The 21842-nt window shown below is 56.0% G+C and carries 23 protein-coding genes and 1 pseudogene; 8 read left to right on the forward strand and 16 right to left on the reverse strand.

The genetic code is table 11. From position 1 onward, the window contains the following. Positions 1–10 precede the first annotated feature (10 nt). The 7 genes from O4H62_RS26035 to O4H62_RS26065 form a co-directional block, all read right to left on the reverse strand. Positions 11–478: an amino acid permease gene (locus O4H62_RS26035; protein WP_269391804.1), complete on the reverse strand. Its 468-nt coding sequence runs from the start codon at positions 476–478 to the stop codon at positions 11–13. Then, positions 478–1149 (reverse strand): TVP38/TMEM64 family protein, encoded by a 672-nt coding sequence (locus O4H62_RS26040; protein ID WP_269391805.1) that lies wholly within the window; start codon positions 1147–1149, stop codon positions 478–480. Before O4H62_RS26040 ends, O4H62_RS26035 begins: the two co-directional genes overlap by 1 nt. A 175-nt stretch (positions 1150–1324) precedes the next feature. Further along, positions 1325–1891 (reverse strand): rhodanese-like domain-containing protein, encoded by a 567-nt coding sequence (locus O4H62_RS26045; RefSeq protein ID WP_269391806.1) that lies wholly within the window; start codon positions 1889–1891, stop codon positions 1325–1327. 360 nt (positions 1892–2251) lie between these two features. After that, positions 2252–3328 (reverse strand): DMT family transporter, encoded by a 1077-nt coding sequence (locus O4H62_RS26050; protein ID WP_269391807.1) that lies wholly within the window; start codon positions 3326–3328, stop codon positions 2252–2254. 95 nt (positions 3329–3423) lie between these two features. Beyond that, positions 3424–4821: a multicopper oxidase domain-containing protein gene (locus tag O4H62_RS26055; protein WP_269391808.1), complete on the reverse strand. Its 1398-nt coding sequence runs from the start codon at positions 4819–4821 to the stop codon at positions 3424–3426. A 110-nt stretch (positions 4822–4931) separates the two neighbouring features. Continuing rightward, on the reverse strand, positions 4932–5300 hold the full coding sequence (locus tag O4H62_RS26060; RefSeq protein WP_269391809.1) for an SHOCT domain-containing protein: 369 nt from the start codon (positions 5298–5300) through the stop codon (positions 4932–4934). A 454-nt stretch (positions 5301–5754) separates the two neighbouring features. Next, entirely contained in the window at positions 5755–6231 is a 477-nt protein-coding gene (locus tag O4H62_RS26065) for a DUF305 domain-containing protein (RefSeq protein WP_269391810.1), read from the reverse strand. A gap of 216 nt (positions 6232–6447) precedes the next feature. Between O4H62_RS26065 and O4H62_RS26070 the strand changes: the two genes are divergently transcribed. The 6 genes from O4H62_RS26070 to O4H62_RS26095 all read left to right on the forward strand — a co-directional run bounded on the left by O4H62_RS26070 (position 6448) and on the right by O4H62_RS26095 (position 10909). Beyond that, complete coding sequence (locus tag O4H62_RS26070) at positions 6448–6852, forward strand: hypothetical protein (RefSeq protein ID WP_269391811.1); 405 nt, start codon at positions 6448–6450, stop codon at positions 6850–6852. Positions 6853–6928: 76 nt separating this feature from the next. Further along, the gene (locus O4H62_RS26075) at positions 6929–7162 is read left to right on the forward strand and encodes a hypothetical protein (RefSeq protein WP_269391812.1); all 234 of its coding nucleotides are present in this window, start codon (positions 6929–6931) and stop codon (positions 7160–7162) included. Beyond that, complete coding sequence (locus tag O4H62_RS26080) at positions 7159–8673, forward strand: TolC family protein (RefSeq protein ID WP_269391813.1); 1515 nt, start codon at positions 7159–7161, stop codon at positions 8671–8673. Before O4H62_RS26075 ends, O4H62_RS26080 begins: the two co-directional genes overlap by 4 nt. A gap of 21 nt (positions 8674–8694) precedes the next feature. After that, the gene (locus O4H62_RS26085; protein WP_269391814.1) at positions 8695–10062 is read left to right on the forward strand and encodes a multicopper oxidase family protein; all 1368 of its coding nucleotides are present in this window, start codon (positions 8695–8697) and stop codon (positions 10060–10062) included. 39 nt (positions 10063–10101) lie between these two features. Continuing rightward, entirely contained in the window at positions 10102–10584 is a 483-nt protein-coding gene (locus O4H62_RS26090; RefSeq protein WP_269391815.1) for a cupredoxin domain-containing protein, read from the forward strand. Positions 10585–10624: 40 nt separating this feature from the next. Beyond that, positions 10625–10909: a copper-binding protein gene (locus tag O4H62_RS26095; protein ID WP_269391816.1), complete on the forward strand. Its 285-nt coding sequence runs from the start codon at positions 10625–10627 to the stop codon at positions 10907–10909. Between the two features lie 74 nt (positions 10910–10983). On the opposite strand, the gene O4H62_RS26100 is transcribed toward O4H62_RS26095, so the two are convergent. Continuing rightward, positions 10984–11370 (reverse strand): hypothetical protein, encoded by a 387-nt coding sequence (locus O4H62_RS26100; RefSeq protein WP_269391817.1) that lies wholly within the window; start codon positions 11368–11370, stop codon positions 10984–10986. Between O4H62_RS26100 and O4H62_RS26465 the strand changes: the two are divergent. After that, positions 11251–11517: pseudogene (locus tag O4H62_RS26465) on the forward strand (Chromate resistance protein ChrB); the annotation flags it as partial. The gene O4H62_RS26100 and the pseudogene O4H62_RS26465 overlap by 120 nt on opposite strands. 92 nt (positions 11518–11609) lie before the next feature. Here O4H62_RS26465 and O4H62_RS26105 read toward each other — a convergent pair. Together O4H62_RS26105 and O4H62_RS26110 are read right to left on the reverse strand one after the other, a co-directional pair. Continuing rightward, positions 11610–12287: a DUF4396 domain-containing protein gene (locus O4H62_RS26105; protein ID WP_269391818.1), complete on the reverse strand. Its 678-nt coding sequence runs from the start codon at positions 12285–12287 to the stop codon at positions 11610–11612. A 47-nt stretch (positions 12288–12334) separates the two neighbouring features. Then, positions 12335–13464 (reverse strand): IS3 family transposase gene (locus O4H62_RS26110; protein ID WP_269391819.1). Its coding sequence is split into 2 segments (ribosomal slippage): positions 12335–13230 and positions 13230–13464, totalling 1131 coding nucleotides; the frame shifts between segments, so codons are not numbered across the junction. Between the two features lie 695 nt (positions 13465–14159). On the opposite strand from O4H62_RS26110, the gene O4H62_RS26115 reads away from it, so the two are divergent. Continuing rightward, positions 14160–14720, forward strand: coding sequence for a c-type cytochrome (locus O4H62_RS26115; protein ID WP_269391820.1), 561 nt, complete (start codon positions 14160–14162; stop codon positions 14718–14720). Between the two features lie 5 nt (positions 14721–14725). On the opposite strand, the gene cueR is transcribed toward O4H62_RS26115, so the two are convergent. The 6 genes from cueR to O4H62_RS26145 form a co-directional block, all read right to left on the reverse strand. After that, entirely contained in the window at positions 14726–15169 is a 444-nt protein-coding gene (gene cueR / locus O4H62_RS26120) for a Cu(I)-responsive transcriptional regulator (protein WP_269391821.1), read from the reverse strand. A 54-nt stretch (positions 15170–15223) separates the two neighbouring features. Further along, positions 15224–17704 carry a heavy metal translocating P-type ATPase gene (locus O4H62_RS26125; protein WP_269391822.1) on the reverse strand — a complete coding sequence of 827 codons (2481 nt, stop codon included), beginning with the start codon at positions 17702–17704 and terminating at the stop codon, positions 15224–15226. Positions 17705–18056: 352 nt separating this feature from the next. Continuing rightward, positions 18057–18263 carry a heavy-metal-associated domain-containing protein gene (locus O4H62_RS26130; RefSeq protein ID WP_269391823.1) on the reverse strand — a complete coding sequence of 69 codons (207 nt, stop codon included), beginning with the start codon at positions 18261–18263 and terminating at the stop codon, positions 18057–18059. A 71-nt stretch (positions 18264–18334) separates the two neighbouring features. Then, a complete protein-coding gene (locus O4H62_RS26135; RefSeq protein ID WP_269391824.1) occupies positions 18335–20710 on the reverse strand; it encodes a copper-transporting P-type ATPase in 2376 nt (791 codons plus the stop codon). Between the two features lie 17 nt (positions 20711–20727). Beyond that, positions 20728–21159, reverse strand: coding sequence for a c-type cytochrome (locus tag O4H62_RS26140; RefSeq protein WP_269391825.1), 432 nt, complete (start codon positions 21157–21159; stop codon positions 20728–20730). A gap of 197 nt (positions 21160–21356) precedes the next feature. Next, a complete protein-coding gene (locus tag O4H62_RS26145) occupies positions 21357–21830 on the reverse strand; it encodes a c-type cytochrome (protein WP_269391826.1) in 474 nt (157 codons plus the stop codon). Positions 21831–21842: the final 12 nt, after the last annotated feature.

The raw sequence follows: 21842 nt of genomic DNA on the forward strand, positions 1-21842 counted from the left end.
AAGGCCTACATCAAATGGGAATGCCAGGATGCATGATCACCCCATCCGGGAATTTCCAGACAACAGGTTGCTCAATCAGCCCGACGCCGAGAACCGGGACGAGAATACTGTTGGGATCGCCACCAAAAGCCTGCAGCGTGTAGGTTCCGAAGGTGCGCGCTACGAGACTTTCGCTGATGACCATCGACAGCGTCATCAGGAGTGCTGCGCCTGCCGCGACCGTCGTCGGTCCGTAAGCTTTCGTGAGGATCATCCCGATGCCGCCCGCGGACGGAAAGGCGTTCGACATCTTAATGTAGGTGTAGGCACTGAACGCGGTCACAATCGCGCCGACGACGAACGAGAGCGGAAAGAGTGGTCCTGCGAGTTCAGCAATCTGTCCGGTCAGGGCGAAGATGCCCGCTCCGATCATTACCCCTGTACCCATGGCAACTGCGCCCGGAAGGGTGATGCTGTTTTTCTTGTAGTCTTCCGCCATCAGGTTTCCTTTGCGGTTCGCCGTCGAGCAGCCACCCAGAGCATAGGCAGTCCTGTAACTAGTCCAATGCCGAGAACTGCCCAAGTGGCGCGGCCCATATCTCCGCTCGCGGCTTCTCCGCCAACATGGGCAAGGAGGAAGCTCGCTGGCACGATTCCGGCCAGTGTCGCCAATGCGAAACGCCAGGCATGCAGGCAACTGAGGCCCGCCGCATAGCTGATCATGTCGAAGGACACGAACGGCAACAGACGGCTGGCAAATACTGTCCCCGTCAGGGCGTTCTGCGACCCGAGCAGTCCAGCATTTACCTTGTCGCCGAACAGGTGCTGAAGTGCATCTCGCCCAACTGTCCGTGCAAGACCGAAGGCTATCAGCGCACCGATCTCCGCACCGAGCACGACCTGAACGGTGCCCCAGAGATGCCCGTAAGCCGCACCTGCAGCCAAGGCTATCGGCGCGCTGGGAATTGGACTGGCGACCACCGCAACAATCATGAGGCCGATGATAAGGAATGGACCCCAGATGCCCGCTCGCGCCACCAGTGCCTCAAGAGTGTCGCGGTCTAGAAGACGCTGGGCTTCAACCAAGACCGAGGGCGCAAACCACCAGACTCCGAGCGCGGCGAACCCGAGGAGGGCCATCGCTGCAAGGATACCGATGCGAAGGCGCATCTCAGGTCGCATCGACCGCCTGCTTCATGGGCCGATCCGGCGATCTGGTGGTGCCGCTACCCATATTCGTAATCTCCTGTCGCGCGGTGATTGGCTCGTGGTTCCGCAACCGCTTCAACGCCATTTCGTTCTGTCGTGTCTTCCGGATGCGTCGACGAGGCGGCGGGGCTGGAATTCATGCTTCAGCTGTGGTGGTCATGCCAAGAAGATGCCAGCCCTGCATCCCGTCGCGGTAATAATGAATTCGACTGGCAGGAAACCCGGTGGCGACCATGGCTCGGATCGCAGTCGGCGACTGACCGCACCACGGACCGTTGCAGAACAGCGCTACATTTCCGACGGTGTCAAAGTCCCAGCCATCGGCGGTGCGCGAGCAGCCAAGCTCGTCCAGCCTGTCCGTGATCTCGGGAAAGGGAATATTGATCGCTCCGGGAATCGACCCGCCCTCAAACCAGTCCGAGGTTCGGCTGTCCACGACGACAGCGCGGGGATCGCATAGCATATCGAGCAGTTCGAGTTCTGCGATCGGCACGATGCCTTCAACTGGCCGGATCGGCTGGATGCAAGATTTCGGGCAAGGGCGAGAGGTCTGGGCCCAATACCCGGAGATTTCGTGCTCCGTATCCTGAATTCGGCTGATGACGACTGGACCATTACTCGTGGGGACGGTCACGCTGGCGCGGCCCTTGGCAATGGCAACGACCGGCATCGTAGGATCAGAACTCTCGGAGTCGTCTGTCATGATTTCACCTTATCAATTTTCTGCCGTAAAAAACAGAAATCGCCTGCGACAACCGGGCCTGCGTTCATAGCGTATCATAGTGCGAACTATGGGCATAAGCATAACACCCACTACGCGGATGTCCTGAAAAAGCACGTGATGGGCCTGATGCTTGCAACGGCAATCATTCAACTCGCAGTGCTGATGAAATAGTCGACTGGCGTTACCATAGCGGTCAGGCTCATCGAGGAAAATGCCTCGAAAACTTGCAGCGGTTCAAGCTTCGCACAGAGACTGGCCGCTTCAACAACCCGACAGGGCTATTGAAAAGCTGCGGACGAGCTCCAGACAGATAGGACTCGGCAGCAAGACTACGTCGCACTAGTCGGACTTGGACAGCTTGTGAGCGTGGCGATGGTGTAGATCGGGATAGTGCGGGTGTTTATGCCGCATTGGCTCATGTCGATGCCAATGGGAATGTACCTGTGATGTCAAATTTTCATGGCTGTGCCGATGATGTGCATTATGGCTATGCGCATGGTCATGTTCCAGACCCTCATGAAAGTGTTCGTGGTCATGCCGCTCGGCCAGATGCAGCCAAAGGCCGATACCCATGAGAATGCCTGCAAGGACGAGTTGGAAAGTCACTCCCTCCGGGAAAAGCACCAACGCCAACACAGCTCCGATGAATGGAGCCAGTGAGAAATATGCTCCCGTCCGCGCAGCACCCAAATGGCGCAACCCAAGCATGAACATCACAAGGCTTACGCCGATACCAAGGAACCCTACAATCGCTCCCGCACTGACAAGCCCGAAACTCGGAAGGGATGCTCCAAGCGACATCGCAAGGGCGACATTGACGCATCCCGCTACCACGCCTTTTACCATCGCGATCTGCACCGGGTCAGCTGAGGAAAGCTTGCGCGTCAGGTTGTTGTCGATGCCCCAACATAGGCAAGCCGCGACGATCAGCAGGCCTCCGTAATCAAGACGAAAAGCCTGCCCGTCCCAAGACAAGACTAAGGCTCCGACAAGGATCGCCATTGCGCCAAACATCAGACGCTTGTCGACATTTTCATGAAAGATGATCCAGGCGATCGCCATAGTCGCCAGCCCTTCGAGATTGAGCAGCAGCGAACCGGAAGCGGCCGACGTATGGGACAGTCCAAAAAGTAGCAGCAGAGGTCCCAGCATCCCGCCAAAGACAGTGACCGCGGCCAACCAAGGCAAATCGGACTTCCGCAAGCGCGCTTCGACAGTGGGCAGACCGATTAGTGGCCGTCCCCAATGCACCACGGCCAACCCTGCGCCTGCACCCAAATAGAGGATGCCTGCGAGAAGCCACGGGTCAATCGAGCCGATCAAGAGCTTGGATAAAGGCGCGGAGGCACCGAACAGGACAGCGGACCCGAGTGCGAGGGGCACGCCAGGCCATAGATGTGATTTGGTCTTGGACATGGGGCAAGCCTAGCATGGGCGAAAATGTCTGCCGAGGTCGCAATAGGCAGCATCAGCTACAAACCTCACTCCTCACGAAGCCGGGCGAGAGGAGCTCAGCTGACCGTGAACTGGGCCATCATTCCTGCATCCTCGTGTTCCAGAATGTGGCAGTGGAACATGAACGGCTTTTCCTTGGTGGCCGGATGTTCGAACCGAGCGAGGATTTCGGTCTCACCGGGCACGAGCACTGTATCCTTCCATCCCGAATTTTCGGGACGCGGCGGCGATCCATCCTCACTCAGAACACGGAACTGGACGCCATGAACATGGAAAGGGTGGGCGACCATCGAACTGCGGATGATCCAACGTTCCACCGAGCCAAGCGCAACATTGAAATCGATGCGATCCATATCGAAGGGCTTGCCATTGATGGCAAAGCCGCCACCGCCCATCATCATGCCCATTCCCATATCCAGCGAAATCTGACGGGTCTTGGTGTCCAACCCGGTCAGGTCTTCAAGTCGACTGCCAATCTTATCCGGAAGGCTTGTGATGCGTGCTGACAGCGTTTCATCCACGGCAAATGCGAGCACACCATAGGCCTGTTCGGGGTCGCTCATCAGGACCGGCGCTTCCGCCACCGAGAAATCCACGAGAATTTCAGCCCGCGCTCCCGGTTCCAAATGAAGTACTTTGAGCGCAACGGGCTGCGGCAGGAAACCACCATCGGTTGCCACCAGATGCATGGGGCGATTGTCGCTGAGAAACAGATTGTAGATGCGGGCGTTAGACCCATTGAGCAGGCGCAGGCGCACAATCCCCTTTGGAACCGCCGCGACCGCCCCCGATTGACCGTTGATGAGCATGCGATTGCCGTGAAACCCGTGCATCCGGTCCATCATCGAAGGTTCATAGACCATACGGCCCGAGCGGTCGAAGCTGCGGTCCTGCAGTACAAGCGTCAAGTCATCGATGCCATAGGCCGATGGCAGGCCACGATCATCGTCCTTGCCGTCGGTGACGTGAATGACACCAGCCAAGCCGTTGTAAACCTGTTGCGCCGTGCGTTCGTGAATATGGGAATGATACCAGATGGTCGCAGGGTCCTGGTTCACCTGCATTTCCGGCTTCCATAGCTCACCTGGGAGCACTGGTTGATGTGGACCTCCGTCATGGTCGCCTGCAACCTTCATTCCATGCCAGTGTATACTGACCGGTTCGCCCAGAGTGTTGCCAATTTCGGCAGCCAGCGGACCGTTCTGCATTATCACAGTTGGGCCAAGATAGGCTTGGCTGTAGCCAGCAGTCGGCACTGAAGGCCCCCCTAGAAAACTACTGCTTCCGGCCTGCGCGGTCATGGCAAGCTTGCCGCTGGCGCGAGTGTCGATCAGCGGGGGCATTTGCAGTCGCGGCGGAGTTTCCGCAGCAAAGACACGGGCCGGCCAAGCCAATCCGCCACCTGCAGCAACAAAGGCTGCGGTGGCGGAAGTCAGGAAATCACGTCGTTTCATTTCTTACCTGTGATCTTTCGTTTTCTCGGCAATTGCGTGGATTGAATCTGCATGATCATCCGGCCGAAAAAGAACGGAAAGATCAAGATCGGCACGCCAGTGCGGTCAGCCTAGTCTGAGAGCAGTTTCTTGCGTTCATCGAATTCCTTGGAATCGATTTCGCCACGCGCATATCGCTCCTTGAGGATATCGTGGGCGCGACTAGAAGATTGACCAGTCCCGGGCACAAGGCCGGAACCCATGTAACGCATGACGAAAATCACGGCTGCGACGATGCCCACAAGCACCAAGATCATGAAAATCGGTCCGAGAACCATGCCAAATCCTCCCCATTGATCGCCTCCCCACATCATTCCGTGACCATACTGGTATGGAACATTTCCGCCGGGTATTTCGCCGACGTCTGCGAGGGCAGCAGTAGCTGAAAGCGGAACCAAAGCGACGCTCTTGGTAAGTTGTGACAATAGTTTTTTTGTCATTTCAGGTCTCCATTTGAATGAGCGGATGCCCCGACCATCTCAAGCTATCCCCGGCAGAAGCGAACGGCGTTGATACGTATCAAATCGCTGTCGTCTTAATACCGTTAAGATCAGTATTTCCCGTCAGCATCTATTATCAGGGTGTCCTGTGCTTTGACGTTCGAAGAGGTAGAGGCTCGTCGAGCGTACGGTTTCAATGCACGCAGACATGAGGATGGACATTCCGGAATGTAAGGCAGCAAGGCTATATTTTGAACACACACCATAAAGCCTCAAGGTACGTCGGACGCGACAAGGGCATTTCTTCACAGGGAGCGACAGCTTCTGGTGGGCGAAAATGTTCAGCTGCCATTCCAAATGGCCACCCCAACGATGCAGATAAAACCCATTGAACTCAACGATTTCTTGGTCAGCCAAATTTGACATGGTTTTTTAAAGCAAGCCAAGTTTAGTGTTAGCGGCCATCTATTTCCGGCGTGGCTTGAGGGCCGCCGTTAAGATCGGCAATCAATGCTTCCATCTCCGCGATCTCGCGCTTTTGCACTTCAATGATACCGTCTGCCAGCTTGCGTACTCTGGGGTCGGAAATGTTGGCACGCGTACTGGTAAGGATGGCGATGGAATGATGAGGAATCATGGCTTTCATCCAGGCTATGTCGTCAACGGTGTCCTGACTGCGAACCAGGTAAAGCCCGAGGCCAAACGAAAGGACCGAGACAACAAGGATGGCCAGATTGGCCTTGCGGTTGGCGTACATCCCGAGCATGAATGACAGCATGACCAATGCCATCGCTCCGCCCATGTAGAGAGCCATCCACATTCTGGTCTGGCTGAACCAGACGTGGCTGACGTCCCAGGTATTGAGATACATCAGCCCAAACATGATGACCGTGGATGTCACAATCATTGCGATAAACCGTGAATATGCCATTTGTCCCTCCTGTTTGTGCGACACACATCAAACGACCTTCCCGCGCAGGAAGGTTCCAGAATATTTAAAAAAGTTTTGAGCGGATTGACCTTCCATCTGGTGGAAGGCCCACAGCTGCCAAAATTATGCGCCTCGTGTGAGCCGAACAGGAACTAACGAAAAGTTGAAAAATCCCCTACTTGTCAATGTCCTCACGTTGGGGCAAGAACCTGGTTCATGAAGAAGTCCGTTCGCCACCTCGCCGGTCGAAGGCATTTGTTTCTGGTGTTGATGCTCGTTATTGCGAGCATCATGCCGGGTGCTCTGCATGCTGCGGCTATGGCTGGATCGGCAGCGGTCAACAGCGGAGTGCATCACGTCAGTGAACGCTCGTCCGCTGATCACGCGATGATGAGCCATCATCAGGCTGAGGATGGTCACTCTGACGCTGTTCAGGACCCGCTGCAGGCAGATCACGGCAACATGCAGGACCAGTGCTGCCCGATATCCTGTTCCTTTGCTCTCTGCTCGTTTGAGCCTGAGAGGGTCGCCGTTTTTATTCCCGACAGTTTTGAAATCGAGCCAATGCTGGGCTTTGTCGTCACAGCCATTGCCTTGCCGGAACGTCCTCCTCGGATCTGAAGAGTGACTGCCCTTTACCGGGCTCCATGGCCGCTTGTAACCGGTCGATCACACTCTTTATCGCAGTAGGATAATCATGTTTCGTACTCTCTTGGCGGCTGCCATGCCGCTGGTGCTCGCCGGCTGTGCGTCGGCGAGCGGGCCTGCCGATGTCATGCCGGTCAGTTCGCCCGTGGATTCGGCTATCGGTCTTCGCAACGCCTATCATCACACGGTTCTGGACGGATACACCCACCGGGTTGCCGTAGATCCTAAACCCTGGCGGCAACAAAACGACAGCCAAGCACCCGGCGCGGGAGCAGGCTCATGAGCATATCCCGCGCAACCAGATCCCTCATTGTCGCCTCGTCCGCAGGGTTGTTTCTGGCTGGCTGTGTCAGCGATCAGGACATTGCCGGATACTCGGCCAAAGAGGCCGGGTTCGGCGTCGTCGCAGCATCTGTTTCCATGGGCACGAAAGGAAAGGATACCGTCTGGATCCAGAGCAAGGATCAGGCAAAGGCTGTTTCTGAGCGCGTCCATGGCTTGGTGTACAAGAAAACCATCAATGCCGACACCGCTGTTCAGGTAGCCCTCCTGAACAACAAGGGCCTGCAGGCAGCCTATGCCGATATCGGCATGAACGCAGCAGAAGCCTGGCAACAAGGTATGCCCGAGAACCCAAAGGTCTCTGTCGGCCTGTTGGGAATTGGCGCGCCCGAACTTGGGGCTTATCGGGCCATCGAAGGCATGATCGCGGCCAACATATTGTCGCTCGCAACCCGGAAGGCTCGCGTTGATATCGCCGACACGCGGTTCAGGCAATCCCAGATGAGGGCGGTCGACGCAACCTTGAAGGTTGCCAATGACACGCGCCGGGCATGGGTCAACGCGGTTTCTTCCTTCGAGACGATTGCCTATCTCAATCAAGCCAGTGTGGCGGCAGATGCAGCATCGGAACTGGCCCAGAAACTCGGCGAAAGTGGAGCGCTGGCCAAAGGTGGACAGGCGCGAGAACATGCCTTCTACGCCGAACTTACCGGGCAAATGGCCGAAGCCCGGCTGGCGTCACGGCTCGCAAAGGAAGAGCTCACCCGGATCATGGGGCTTTGGGGCAGCGAGATCGATTACTTCGTCCCTGACAAGCTGCCGCAACTGCCGCGCTGGATCATCAGGAAAAACCGGATCGAACAGGAAGCGCTTGAGAACCGGGTCGATCTGCGTGTTGCAAAACTCGAGCTGGAAGCCGTCGCCAAGAGCTATGGTCTGACCGAAGCCACGCGCCTTGTCACGGATCTGGAAATCATCTCCGGCGTTGAAGCCGAACGTGAGATCGAGACCGAATACGAGATTGTCGGAGGCAATCTTGAAGAAACCAAGACCCGGAAGACGGTTGTCACGCCGCAGCTTGAGCTGGAGTTCGTGATCCCGATCTTCGACAGCGGCAAGGCCCGGCTGCGCAAGGCGGAACTTGCCTATATGCAGGCGGCAAACCAGCTTGCTGAAAAGGCGGTCAACATCCGCTCGGAGGCGCGCTCGGCGTACACGGCCTACAGCGCGACCCACGAGATCGCGCGGCACTATCTCAACTCTGTGGTGCCGTTGCGCACAACGATCGAGACAGAATCCCTGCTGACTTACAACGGCATGATTTCCAACACCTTCGAACTCCTCGCCGACACCCGCGCCAAGATTGGAACCCTGATGTTGGCGATCAACGCCAAACGCGAGTTCTGGCTGGCCGATGTCAATCTGTCAGCAGCGATCTATGGCGGCGGAGCCGGAGCGAGCAGCTCAGCTGCAGCACCATCCGTTGGCGATGCCGGCGGCGGCGGCCACTAACTTTCCGGAAAGGAAACGACAATGATGAACAGACGTCAATTACTAGGCGCAAGCGCTGCCGGAGCAGCCCTTGTCTCCTCGACCGCCTGGTCGAAAACAACGAATATGGGCCTGCCCGATGCAGCACTAATGGAAAGTCCGCTCACCCAATCACCGGTCATGCCTTCGACAGGCCCGGACTACAATCCGGTGGTGACACTCAACGGCTGGACCTTGCCATTCCGCATGAACAACGGGGTCAAGGAATTCCACCTCGTGGCCGAGCCGGTGGAGCGTGAGCTCGCAGACGGCATGACTGCCTATCTGTGGGGTTACAACGGCCAATCGATCGGCCCGACCATCGAAGCCGTGGAAGGCGACCGGGTCCGGATCTACGTCACCAACAAATTGCCTGAGCATACAACAGTGCATTGGCACGGCTTGATTCTGCCGTCAGGCATGGACGGTGTGGGAGGCTTGTCGCATCCGGCGATTCCATCCGGCAAAACCTACATCTACGAGTTTGATCTCGTGAAGTCGGGGACCTTCATGTACCACCCGCACGGCGACGAAATGGTGCAGATGGCCATGGGGATGATGGGCTTCTTCATCGTCCACCCGAAAGACCCGGCTTTCATGCCGGTCGATCGCGACTTCCTGATCATGCTCAACGCCTTCGACATCGATCCCGGCTCCTACGTGCCGAAGATCATGACCATGACCGACTTCAACCTGTGGACATGGAACAGCCGCATCTTCCCCGACATCGATCCGCTGGTTGTGTCGAAGAACGATCGCGTCCGGGTGCGCGTCGGCAACCTGACCATGACCAACCACCCGATCCACATGCACGGCTATGATTTCGAGGTAACCGGCACCGATGGCGGATGGGTGCGGCCCGAAGCCCGCTGGCCGGAAGTTTCGATCGACATCCCGGTAGGGGCAATGCGGGCCTACGAGTTCGACGCCAAGCACCTGGGCGACTGGGCCATCCACTGCCACAAGTCCCACCATACCATGAATGCCATGGGGCACGACGTGCCGACCTTCATTGGCGTCGACAAGTCCAAGCTCACCAAGAAGATCAGGGTCGTGCAGCCCGAATACATGCCGATGGGAACCGCCGGCATGGCCGACATGGCGGAAATGTCGATGGAGCTTCCGGCCAACACCATTCCGATGATGGCCGGCTGGGGTCCTTACGGACCGCTTGAAATGGGCGGCATGTTCTCGGTCGTCAAGGTCCGCGAAGGCATTTCCGCCGGCGATTATAGTGATCCCGGCTGGTACGAAAACCCGCCCGGGACCCAGGCATACGAGTGGACTGGAGAATTGCCTGAGTTCGCCAAGGCAACAGACGCAACAACAACAATCACGCCAGCGCCGGTGAAATCCGGCAACAATGGCTAACCTCTTCGACCTGAAGTGTTCACGAAAGGAACAACACATATGAAAACTCTTCTGATTGCATCCGCATCAATCCTGGCGATGACAGCACTTGCGGGTGCCAGTGGAACCCATTCCGGTGGTCATGACAGCATGATGGGCATCGGCAACCCCGGCAAGGCGTCCGAAGTCAGCCGAACAATCGAAGTGATCATGAAGGAAACCGACGACGGCAAAATGATCTTCGAACCCAAGGAAATCAAAGTCGAGAAGGGTGAGACCATCCGCTTCATGGTGATGAACAAGGGCGAACTGGAGCATGAGTTCGTGCTCGATGATCATGAGGGCGTGATGGAGCACAAGGGGCTGATGGAGCGGATGCCCGAGATGGAGCATGACGATCCCAATTCCGTGCGTCTCGATCCGGGTATGGATGGAGAAGTTATCTGGAGCTTTGCGAACGCCGGACCATTCGAGTTCGCCTGCCTGATCCCCGGCCACTACGATTCCGGCATGAAGGGCATGCTCACGGTCACCGGCCATTAACCCGATCAAACCAGTTATCTACCTGGAAAAAGGAAAAACCATGCAAAAATTCACAGCACTCCTGATCGCTGCAATGATCTCCGTGACCGGCGCTATTGCAGCTTTTGCAACCGAATACACCAAAGGCACCGTCAAGAAGGTCGACATGAAGGCCGGCAAGGTCACCATCATTCATGAGGAACTGACCAATCTCGATATGCCTGCCATGACCATGGTGTTTCGCACCGCCGACCCGACCATGCTGGAGAAAATGAAGGAAGGTGATGCAATCGAATTCGTCGCCGACCGGGTCAAGGGCAAGTTGACCGTCACCGAGCTGAAATAGGGTTCGACAGAACCGGTAGCGGGAGGCTGGAGTTTCCCGCTGCCTACACGCTGTCCTAGAGGTCCTTTGGCCCTTCAGGACTTGTTATGTGCTGACATCTGTCTGCGCATGAACCAGACAACCGCCAGCGGTATGAAGATCCACTGAAGCAGCGGGCTGAGCCCGGTGCCAAACGGCGGCACCAGCGGCATGAGATCGGAATAGGTCCAGCGTTGGGATATGTTGGTGTAATAATATTCGAAGCTGACCGTCAACGCGATCCCGATCCCGAGGAACACCAGCGTCTTCAGAACGGCGTCTGCCTTCTCCCCCAGACCGATGAGCATATGCGCCAGTTGAAAATGCTTGAGAATGACGCAATCGAGATGGGTGGCGAGACGGTCCTTCTTGTCACGACATCTTTGGACAAGGCACAGGAAGGCAAGGTGATCGCAAGATTCAAGGCGGATCGGGACGAACAATATCGCGAATTTATCGGGAAATGCGATGCGTTCGAAGCTGAGATTGCCAGGGAGATCGCGAAAGAGAAGTTCACTTATGCCGAACTGGAGGAAGAGGACAACGATCTCAAAAAACTCCAGAGTTGGATTGAAAAAATCAGAAGCCTTGATTTCTACAAAGCGATACTTGCTGCCTCTGCATGGAGAACACTTGATGGGCTGCGAAGCCGTGTTGGCAGACTACTGTCTGACGTCAGCGTTCACCCTGCTTCGACCATTAGAGCTACCCAAACCGCGATCGCAAAAATAGCGGTGGTCAGCACGACCATCCCTATTATCTGGGCAGCCAAGTTATCACCCTTCTCACCAGCGCGATGCGCATGTCCCATCTCTGGACTTTCGGCGCGAGCGCCTTCCATGGCGGACGCCGTGGAAGGCTCACCTAATGTCGGCAAATCGTCCGAGCCGACTTCATCGCGCCGTACTGTCATCATCCCGTGCTTGAGGTTTCGGGCGACGAGCCACCAGTTGATCGGATAGGCGACCGTAAAGCCCACAAGCAGAGCCATACTCATTACGAACCAGAACTCAGGCATCAACGGATTCAAGGGCGAAGGGATCCGCGAACGTCCAAGCGCCACAATCAAGACCATTCCAGCCATCAAGACGTTCATCGATAGGAACTCGGCGACAAATGTACCCTTGAGCGCCTGCTTGTATGAACCTCCCGCGGTATCGCGCATGAACAGCGCCTGGAAGATGGTCCAGCCAAATCCAAATCCAAGCGCATATTCAACCGCGATATTGGCCAAATTCGGAAGAGCCAGTACCGAACCAAGGGCAGCGCCGGCCAATATGCCAATACCATCCCCGGCGACGCAGTGCATGGTCGATCCAAGGACCTGCCGCCAGCGCACCGCAGTGTAGCGTTCATGCAAGCCCGGCAGTGGATCTGTCGCGCTTTCGTGCCGCCCCAAGTACTCGTTTAAGCCACCTTTCGTTCGAAAGCGACGGGACTTTTCCAGCCCAGTGCTGAGTGTCGGCGGCGTGGATTGTAGAAGCCGTTGATGTATTCGAAGATCGCTATCTCGGCCTGCCGCCGCGTTTCCCACGACCTGCGCCAAATCAGTTCAGCTTTAATTGTTTTGAAGAACGTCTCGACTGCGGCGTTATCATAGCAATTTCCCTTGCCGCTCATTGAGACCTTGAACCCGTGCTGGTGCAAGATCTTCTGGTAGTCGTGAGAACAATATTGGCTGCCACGATCGGTGTGATGGATGCAACCCCGGGGTGGGGTGCGCAAAGCAATCGCCATCTTCAAGGCCTGGATCGCCAGATCACGTTTCATACGATTACTGACAGCCCAGCCAATGACCCGTCGGGAATGCAGGTCCAAGATCACGGCCAGATACAGCCAGCCTTCGCGGGTCCAGACATAACTGATGTCACCAGCCCACTTCTGGTTTGGTGCATCCGCTACGAAGTCTCGATCCAGCAGGTTTGGGGCGATGTTGAACTTGTGATTGCTGTCTGTTGTCACCTTGTGTTTGCGCGTTCTCACCACAGAAATGCCGTTCTGGCGCATCAGACGCCCAACGCGCCGGTGTCCGACATCCAGCCCAATCTCCTTCAACTCTTCGGTCATTCGTGGGCGGCCATAGCTGCCCAGGCTGAGACGAGACTGTTCTTTGATATGCGCCAAGGTGACCAGGTCAGATCGCTGTCTGTGGCTGGCAGGACGGCGGCGGAATGCACGTAGCCCACGCAAGCTGACATCCATCACCTGACACAGGCGTGCTGCCGGAAACACATCCCGGTGTTCTTCTACAAACCTAAACCTCAAAGCTTTTGGCTCGCGAAGAACTGCGTTGCTTTTTTTAGGATGTCCCGCTCCTCCTTGAGGATGCGGACCTCGCGCCGAAGCCGGTCATTCTCCTGTGCGAGGCTCAGATCCTCTTTCGACACCACATCAGTATCTCGATGCGCGGTGATCCATTTGTTCAGCGTCGACATGCCGATACCCAGATCATCAGCGACCTTTTTACGTGTAAGCCCACTGGTCAGCGCCATACGCACCGCATCTTGGCGAAATTCATCCGTCCGTTTCAGTCCCATAGTTCATCTCCTTTGTTGCAGTAAATGCTATCAAAGGAGCGGCATCAAACCGCGACAGGTCCACAGCGGTTCGCGACAGCCAAGCACATACAGGAATGCACCGATCGGTCCGGTATAGGCGGTGAGCAACACAAATCCCCACTTCAGGACCGGAGATTCTGGCGTGCTCCGAATATCGATGATTACGAATAGGACTGACGCGCCGGTCAAGGTGAACCAAAGCAGCATTATACCGTCTAGCATTGAAATTCTCCGATGTTGTGTCTGGTTGACCCGCAATGGGTGTAAGTTCGAGAGCCAGAAGATTATGCCGCGTGGCATGTATGCAGAGTGCGGCCGGGTTTTGTATTCCGGTGCAGGTGGATGGGTCTTGTCCTGGGCTATCCGAGGTGTGGCAAAGCGTGGCTACCAACGAACCGGCCCGAATCGAGAATTTCCCGATGTCTCCCGACCTGTTTACCGCGACTTCGAACCTCCGACGGGATATTCGGGAAACGGGATGGGAAATCGGTGCGCCAATTGGGTCAGCACCCGAGATCATTCAATTTCCACCACCTCGTGCTTCCGGAAAGTGGTGGTCAGCGACGCTGAAAGCGAGAAGTCCATGCAAATCCACCGTCATCCTGATTGCGTAGCCCAATTTCGCCGCAAGCATTGTATCTTGTCGTTCGGGACCGTCCGATAAGGGAAACTCAATGAACTTCAAGACATGCGCAATTTTGCTGGCCGTAATCACTTTGGCGGGCATCGCTGCGCCCACTACGAACCATGCTCTGGCGAATGAAATGACCGTGATCGCTCGACAATCGGACATGAAATCCATGGCCGAGGCAGCCAAGCTGATTGACGCGATGTTCAAGGGCAACACTTCATACGATTCTGAGTTGTTCAGGGATGCGGCGGAGACAATATATAAGAGGTCCGGCAGTGCCTTGACGGTCCACTTCGAAGGCAATTCCGTCATTTTCGGCTCGCAGGCCAGTTCGACCATCATGACTGAGCGCGCAGAGTTCAATTCACTTGCAAATGACCTTGGCGTGTATGCGAATTCGCTCTCTTCTGCCGCTGAGAGCCATCCAGATTCATTGACTCAGGATATGCGCATGAAAGCGGGTGAGGTGATCGGTCTCGGACCATTCGGAAAGAAAATTGACCCCGCAACAGCAGTTTTGTCGATGCCTGCCGAACACGCCTTTCACATGCTGCTCCAGACCTGTGCATCCTGCCACGCTCAATTTCGCCTGAAGACAAACTGACCCGACTAGACTGAATGGCTGATGCCAAATTTAGATAGTGCTGTTGGACCATCTTCCCGCATGGGTTCAGAGATGCCATCAATGATGGGGCACTCTGGCCTGCCATCGCCATGGCAGTTATTGGCCAGGTGCTTTAGCGTCTTGGTCATGGTCTTTATGGCTGCAGCCTTCCGCTCGAGTTCGGCAATATGGCTAAGGGCGAGCGCTTTCACATCTGAACTTGCCCTGGAACGGTCCTTCCAGAGGGCCAGCAGGGTCTTCATCTGGTCGACGGAAAATCCCAAGTCCCGAGCCCCACGAATGAACCGCAGCGTATGGATGTCACTGTCTGTATATACGCGATAACTGGACTCTGCACGGCGCGCGGGCGCGATCAGGCCGATCTGTTCATAGTAGCGGATCATTTTGCTCGAGACACCGGACGCCTTGGAAATTTCGCCGATATTCATGATGGTCTCCTATTTTGTCTTGAAGGCGTAACGCGCGCGCCCTTTGATCAATTTTCAGCTTGTCTTGAACCGACGCAGTCGCAGAGCGTTGGTCAGCACAAAAACGCTTGAAAGGCCCATCGCCCCGGCGGCAAGAATGGGTGACAATAGCGTACCGTTGATCGGATACAGAATGCCGGCCGCCACTGGCACGAGGCTTATATTATATGCGAAGGCCCAGAACAGGTTTTGCCGAATGTTGCGGATGGTGGCTTTGCTAATCGAAATCGCAGTAACCACGCCCGTAAGATCACCTGACATCAGTACGACGTCCGCACTTTCGATCGCGATATCGGTTCCAGTGCCAACTGCAATTCCGATGTCTGCTTCTGAAAGAGCCGGTGCATCATTGATGCCATCCCCCACGAAGGCGACTTTCCGTCCGCCCTCTCTGAGCCTCTTGACGGCATCGACCTTACCGTTGGGGAGGACTTCAGCGACCACTTCATCAATGCCGACCTGGTGTGCAATGGCATTGGCGGTCCGGGCATTGTCACCTGTAACCATAGCCACTTTGAGCCCGAGAGCGTGGAGTGCGGCTATGACTTGAGGCGTGGTGTCTTTGACGGGGTCAGAGACTGCGATGATTGCAGCAAGCTTGCCATCGATTGCGGCGTAGAACGGTGACTTACCTTCGTCGCCCAATATCGCCGCTTGCCTGCTGAACGTCGAAACGTCGACGTCGGCTTTCGTCATGGATCGATCCGCGCCCACGATCACGGTTCGACCGTTGATCTGTCCGCTCACCCCGTAGCCTGGTGCAGCCTGGAACTCCGAGACGTCGGCGAGAGAGAACCCTTCTCGCTTTGCCGCTGCGACAATGGCGTCTGCGATAGGATGCTCGGACTGTGACTCGAGGCTGGCGACGAGGCGGAGGATGTCGCGTCTATCAAATCCTTCGCTAACGACGAAGTCTGTCAGCTCCGGCTTTCCCTTGGTGAGCGTCCCCGTCTTGTCCAGTGCGATGACATCCGCATCGCGCAATGTCTGGAGCGCTTCGCCTTTCCGAAACAGGATACCCAATTCGGCGGCGCGACCCGTGCCGACCATGATTGATGTCGGCGTGGCGAGACCCATGGCGCAGGGGCAGGCGATAATCAGCACTGCAACGGAGTTAATCAATGCGAAGGTGAGGGCAGGCGAGGGGCCAAGGAGCAGCCATGCCGCGAAGGTCAGAGTTGCCGCAGCGATCACGGCCGGGACAAACCAGCTAGTTACCCGATCGACCAATGCTTGGATCGGAAGCTTGGCTCCCTGTGCCGCCTCGACCATCTTAATGATCTGGGCAAGCAGTGTGTCTGAACCAATTTTCGTCGCTTCGAAAGTGAAGGCTCCGGATTTGTTGATCGTGCCGCCGACCACATCCGCGCCGGCGGACTTTATTACCGGAACCGGCTCGCCCGTAATCATGGACTCGTCAACATAGGATTCGCCATCAACCACGTGACCGTCCACGGGAATTTTCGCGCCCGGACGTATTTGAACGATATCACCCAAGATCACATCGCTGATCTGAATTTCGACGAAATTTCCATCACGCTTCACGTGCGCTGTCTTTGGCTGGAGACCAATCAGATGCTTGATCGCCTGGGAAGTCTTGCCCTTCGCACGGGCTTCAAGATAGCGACCGAGCAGAATAAGAGTAACAATGACGGCGGCCGCCTCGTAGTAGACGTTTGCCGTTCCCAAAGGCAGAATGCCCGAAAAAAACGTGGCGACAACCGAATAGCCCCAGGCGGACGAAGTGCCCAGCACTACCAACGAATTCATGTCAGGGGTCCATCTCAAGAGATTCGGAACGCCCTTTTTAAAAAAGCGTAAGCCTGGCCCGAACAGGACGAGCGTGGCCAGAACGAACTGGATGACAAGATTGTTATCCATGCCGACATTGGCCATTATCCAATCATGGATGGACGCGCTGAGATGCGATCCCATTTCAAGAACAAAGAGCGGAAATGTAAGCACTGCGGAAACGGCCAGCGACATTCTCAGACGGTTGATCTCCCGGTCGCGCCGGTCCCCGTGACTGTCGTTGGTGACCTCAGCAGCAATCCTCCGGACATCATAGCCGGCGTTGCGAACGGCATCCTCCAATGCTGATGCGGGTGTGCCCACAACCGCGCGAACCGTTGCCTTTTCTGTTGCAAGGTTGACTGACGCTTCCCTTACGCCCGGGACGGCTTTGATCGCTTTCTCCACGCGATTGACGCAGGAAGCGCAAGTCATCCCTTCAATGCCGAATTGAAGTGTCTCGATCCTCGGCTCGTAGCCTGCCACCTCAATTGCCTGAACCACAGTCTCCATCGCCACAGCTTCATTGAAAGTGACGGTGGCACGTTCGGTCGCCAGGTTCACCGTTGCAGAAGTCACGCCTGGCACGGCTTCTATGGCCTTCTCAACCCGCGCGACGCAAGACGCACATGTCATGCCTTCGATTCCGAAATCGGTGGTAGCGGAGGGCGCTACGGGTATCCTGACTTTCGATATTGCATTCATTTGAGCGGCTCCTTTACTAACCGCTAACATCTGTAATCCTTCCCATGATGGGAAGGTCAAGGAAGTTTTTGCCTCTTTTGAGAACTCTGGTTTCGCAGAGGGGAGGTGACCCATGATTGGACGCAGCCAAAAGGTGGTCAGGCCTAACTAGCGACGGCTTGCATCCACTACAGCGGAGAAGCGGCCCGCAAATTGCCAAGCTATCGAATTTGGTCTTGATATGTTGGACGGCTGAGGCGCACCTGATTTGAGCAGACCTACGGTGGAACTCAAATGGACGTCCGCAGTCAGTTGCAGGATTCACTGAAAAACGGTCGCCCCACGCATTTGCGGAGGGCGACCGGATTGGCAATCAGAGTTTCACGTAGGATACCGGATATCCGGCATTCTTGATCGCGTCGCTGATGACTGCCGGGTCAAGGCTGGTCTGCACTGTCGCCTTCTTCGAGGCCAGGTCGATCGTTGCGATCGCGGCGGGATCAGCTGCTTTAATCGCTTTCTCGACCGTGCCGCGGCAATGGCCACAGGTCATATTTTTGACGTCGAACTCATAGGTCATTCTGTTTCCTTTCAAAGCTGCTCGCCTGATATGGGGCTTCCCACGATGGGAAGGTCAAGGGGTGGCAATCTTTAAAATCTGAGGCTTCGCAGACGAAGTGAATTCATAACGACCGAGATGGACGAGGCACTCATGGCAAAAGCGGCAAACATCGGGCTAATCAAGATGCCAAACCACGGATAGAGCAATCCCGCCGCAATCGGCACACCGACGGCATTGTAGACCAGGGCGAAAAACAGGTTCTGGCGGATATTGCGGATAGTCGCCTTACTGAGCCGCCGAGCACGCACAATCCCGTCCAGATTGCCGCTAACCAGTGTGAAGCCTGCACTCTCGATGGCGACGTCCGCTCCAGTGCCCATGGCAATGCCCACATCGGCTTGTGCAAGCGCCGGCGCGTCATTTACGCCGTCGCCAGCCATGGCAACCTTTCGGCCCATATCCTGAAGTTCGCGAATGATCCGTGCTTTGTCTTGAGGCAGCACATCGGCTCGAATTTCGTCGATACCCAGTCGTCCCGCGACCGCCTTGGCCGTTCGTTCGTTGTCGCCTGTGGCCATGATGATGTGAAATCCGAGCTTGTGCAGAGCTTTGAGTGCTGCTGGCGTCGTTTCCTTTACGGGATCGGCAACGCAGACCAGACCGACAATGGTGCCATCGAGGACAACGAACATCACTGTCTCGCCTTGGTCGCGACGAGCGTTTGCCTTATCCATAAGTGACGGAGCCGCCAGTCCCATCTCGGTCATCAATCTCAAATTTCCCAGCGCGATCTGGCGGCCGTTGACGACGCCCTTCACACCCATCCCTGTGACGGCTTCGAATTCGGTGGCGGCGGCCATTTCGATATGCCGTTCTTCTGCGCCTCTTACTATCGCCTCGGCGAGCGGATGTTCCGATCCCCGTTCCAAAGAGGCGGCCAGCTGCAAGACCTCGGCTTCGTCATGGCCACCTTCAGGCAATACAGCGACCAGACGCGGCTTGCCTTCAGTCAAAGTACCGGTCTTGTCCACGATCAGCGTATCGACTTTCTCGAACCGCTCCAGCGCCTCGGCATTCTTGATCAAAACTCCAGCCTGAGCCCCTCGGCCTGTCGCGGTCATGATTGACATCGGGGTCGCGAGACCGAGCGCACAGGGGCACGCTATGATGAGTACTGCGACGGCGGCGATGAGTGCATAAGAGAACGCAGGTTCAGGTCCCAAAAGCGCCCAGGCAGCGAAGGCCAGCACTGCGACGCCTATAACAATAGGCACAAAGTAGCCCGAAACCTTGTCGGCGTATTTTTGGATAGGTGCGCGTGAGCGTTGGGCGTTTGCCACCATCTCAACGATCTGGGAAAGCATCGTGTCAGCGCCAACCCGTGTGGCCTCTATTATCAGACTTCCAGTGCCATTGATTGTTGCTCCAGTCACCGGATCGTCCGCAACCTTTTCAATCGGCACGGGTTCTCCCGAAATCATGCTCTCGTCAATCGAGGAGCGACCATCAAGGACGATGCCATCAACAGGCACCTTGTCACCCGGCCGGACGCGCAATCGATCGCCGACTTGTACTTCTTCGAGCGGTATTTCTTCCTCGCGCCCGTTTTCCCGGATCACGCGGGCCGTCTTCGCTGCCATGTCGAGCAAAGCGCGGATGGCTCGTCCTGTGCCTTCGCGCGCTCGAAGTTCCATCAACTGGCCAAGAAGGACTAGTGTGACAATCACCGCGGCGGCTTCGAAATAGACGCCGACATGTCCCTCACTGTTACGGAAGCCATCCGGAAAAATGCCGGGCACCAGAACGGCGACAATACTGAACAGCCAAGCAGCCATCACGCCCATGCTGATCAGGCTGAACATGTTGAGCTTCAACGTTCGGAATGATGTCCATCCGCGAACAAGAAATGGCCAGCCAGACCAGAGAACGACAGGCGTGCCAAGGGTCAATTCGATCCAGAGCGTCGCTCGTTCTCCCAGGATTTCACGCACAGTGGCAAGACCGACATATGGTCCCATCGTCAAGACAAGCAGCGGGATACTCAGAACCACTGCGACCCAAAAGCGGCGAGTGAAGTCCACCAACTCCGGATTTGGTCCGTCACCTTCCATCGCTGACGACTCAAGCTCGAGCCCCATCCCGCAGATCGGACATGATCCCGATTTGGTTTGCCGAACTTGTGAATGCATCGGACAAGTGTAGACAGGGCCAGAGTAATCGGATGGCACCTTGTCATACTGGCGATCATCGTTCTCGTTCTTGATAGCTTCACGCCCGCCGTGGCTATGACCACTCCCGTGTTCGCGTCCTTGATGACCGTCGGTCGGGCCCTCGGGTATCAAGTGCATATGGCATTTTGGACAGTCCCCGGGCGCTGTCCGCCTAACTTCCGGGTGCATAGAGCAGGTGTAAACCGTGTCGGAAAAGCCGGCCGGGACCTGATCGTCCACTTGTTCCTCTTTCATAATCAATTCCCTTCCGGTTACATTTTATGCGGTTTGTAGGTGATGCCGTTGGCGAGTTGTATCTCGCGGACGTAGCCGACTATTTTTGCAACCTCGTCAGGTGTCACCTGGCCTAGTTTCGGCATGTTTCCGAATGGCCAATGGTGTTGAGGAACACCGTTGGCTACCGCGCTAAAGAAAGCCTCATCGGGATGATGCCCTGGATTGTAGATATCATGGATCAGCGGTGGCCCTTTTTCGGTGCCTCCACCAGCGTCTCCATGACAAGAAGCGCAATTGGAACCAAACAGTGCCTGACCGACCCGCGCTTCATTAGATATTTCTGACAGATCGGCCAACGCGTATGATGTCTCCGAATCTGTTTTGAAGTTCTTTGAGATAAGAACAACCAGTCCGAGCCCGAAAAATCCCATAACGAAATATTTTGGTAGGTTTTCCTTGAATCGCATTTTGCTTTTCCCACTATTCTTTGGACGACGCCTCGGTCCATCTTTTCTGACATGACATCTGCTTGCCGTTTACGTCGCTCAATCCGCTTTGCGATTGTTTGCTCGTTGGCAAGAGACGGGCAATTTCTCTGTTTGCGCCGCACAAAAACGGCTTTCTATTTCGCCGTTCCGCTTTCCTGATGGTCGCCGACTCCCATCTAATCCATGGTGCCCATCAAATTCTTGATGCGTTCAGGAATGTCTTTTTTGGAGAACTGCGATTGGGCTTCTGCATCGTGGACGAAGGCGATGATGTCGGCCAGTTCGGTGCCGGTCAGACTGATAGGCTCACCAAGCTCTTCGCGCTGCATGGCGACCATCGCTTCTGCTCCGCGCCACATACGCGCAGCGAATTCAAACGGATTCATGGGTAACGCCATGGTCGACGCATCGAGCGGCGGCGCATCTTCACCGCCGACCCCGTTCACAGAGTGGCAAACAACGCAGCCTTTGCTTGCGAAAAGCTGCCTTCCACGCGCAGGGTCCATTGTCGGCACCATCAAGCCCGTACCCATCATGTCTTTCATCATTCCGGTTTCCTGGCTGGCGGCTAGGTTGGGCTGCCACGCGGTTACGAATACGCCCGTAACCACTGCAACTAGGGCGGTTTTTCCAATTCGAATGTTGTACATAATGATCTCCTT

Source organism: Parahoeflea alexandrii, from assembly GCF_027214025.1.
Lineage (GTDB): Bacteria > Pseudomonadota > Alphaproteobacteria > Rhizobiales > Rhizobiaceae > Hoeflea > Hoeflea alexandrii_A.

Coding starts and splice junctions, on each gene's coding strand:
- O4H62_RS26125 (WP_269391822.1), bottom strand. CDS start 17,704: ATGAATGCAATATCGAAAGTCAGGATACCCGTAGCGCCCTCCGCTACC.
- O4H62_RS26140 (WP_269391825.1), bottom strand. CDS start 21,159: ATGCGATTCAAGGAAAACCTACCAAAATATTTCGTTATGGGATTTTTC.
- O4H62_RS26070 (WP_269391811.1), top strand. CDS start 6,448: ATGAAGAAGTCCGTTCGCCACCTCGCCGGTCGAAGGCATTTGTTTCTG.
- O4H62_RS26135 (WP_269391824.1), bottom strand. CDS start 20,710: ATGAAAGAGGAACAAGTGGACGATCAGGTCCCGGCCGGCTTTTCCGAC.
- O4H62_RS26055 (WP_269391808.1), bottom strand. CDS start 4,821: ATGAAACGACGTGATTTCCTGACTTCCGCCACCGCAGCCTTTGTTGCT.
- cueR (WP_269391821.1), bottom strand. CDS start 15,169: ATGAATATCGGCGAAATTTCCAAGGCGTCCGGTGTCTCGAGCAAAATG.
- O4H62_RS26060 (WP_269391809.1), bottom strand. CDS start 5,300: ATGACAAAAAAACTATTGTCACAACTTACCAAGAGCGTCGCTTTGGTT.
- O4H62_RS26085 (WP_269391814.1), top strand. CDS start 8,695: ATGATGAACAGACGTCAATTACTAGGCGCAAGCGCTGCCGGAGCAGCC.
- O4H62_RS26045 (WP_269391806.1), bottom strand. CDS start 1,891: ATGACAGACGACTCCGAGAGTTCTGATCCTACGATGCCGGTCGTTGCC.
- O4H62_RS26040 (WP_269391805.1), bottom strand. CDS start 1,149: ATGCGCCTTCGCATCGGTATCCTTGCAGCGATGGCCCTCCTCGGGTTC.
- O4H62_RS26095 (WP_269391816.1), top strand. CDS start 10,625: ATGCAAAAATTCACAGCACTCCTGATCGCTGCAATGATCTCCGTGACC.
- O4H62_RS26035 (WP_269391804.1), bottom strand. CDS start 478: ATGGCGGAAGACTACAAGAAAAACAGCATCACCCTTCCGGGCGCAGTT.
- O4H62_RS26080 (WP_269391813.1), top strand. CDS start 7,159: ATGAGCATATCCCGCGCAACCAGATCCCTCATTGTCGCCTCGTCCGCA.
- O4H62_RS26115 (WP_269391820.1), top strand. CDS start 14,160: ATGAACTTCAAGACATGCGCAATTTTGCTGGCCGTAATCACTTTGGCG.
- O4H62_RS26050 (WP_269391807.1), bottom strand. CDS start 3,328: ATGTCCAAGACCAAATCACATCTATGGCCTGGCGTGCCCCTCGCACTC.
- O4H62_RS26130 (WP_269391823.1), bottom strand. CDS start 18,263: ATGACCTATGAGTTCGACGTCAAAAATATGACCTGTGGCCATTGCCGC.
- O4H62_RS26145 (WP_269391826.1), bottom strand. CDS start 21,830: ATGTACAACATTCGAATTGGAAAAACCGCCCTAGTTGCAGTGGTTACG.
- O4H62_RS26065 (WP_269391810.1), bottom strand. CDS start 6,231: ATGGCATATTCACGGTTTATCGCAATGATTGTGACATCCACGGTCATC.
- O4H62_RS26090 (WP_269391815.1), top strand. CDS start 10,102: ATGAAAACTCTTCTGATTGCATCCGCATCAATCCTGGCGATGACAGCA.
- O4H62_RS26075 (WP_269391812.1), top strand. CDS start 6,929: ATGTTTCGTACTCTCTTGGCGGCTGCCATGCCGCTGGTGCTCGCCGGC.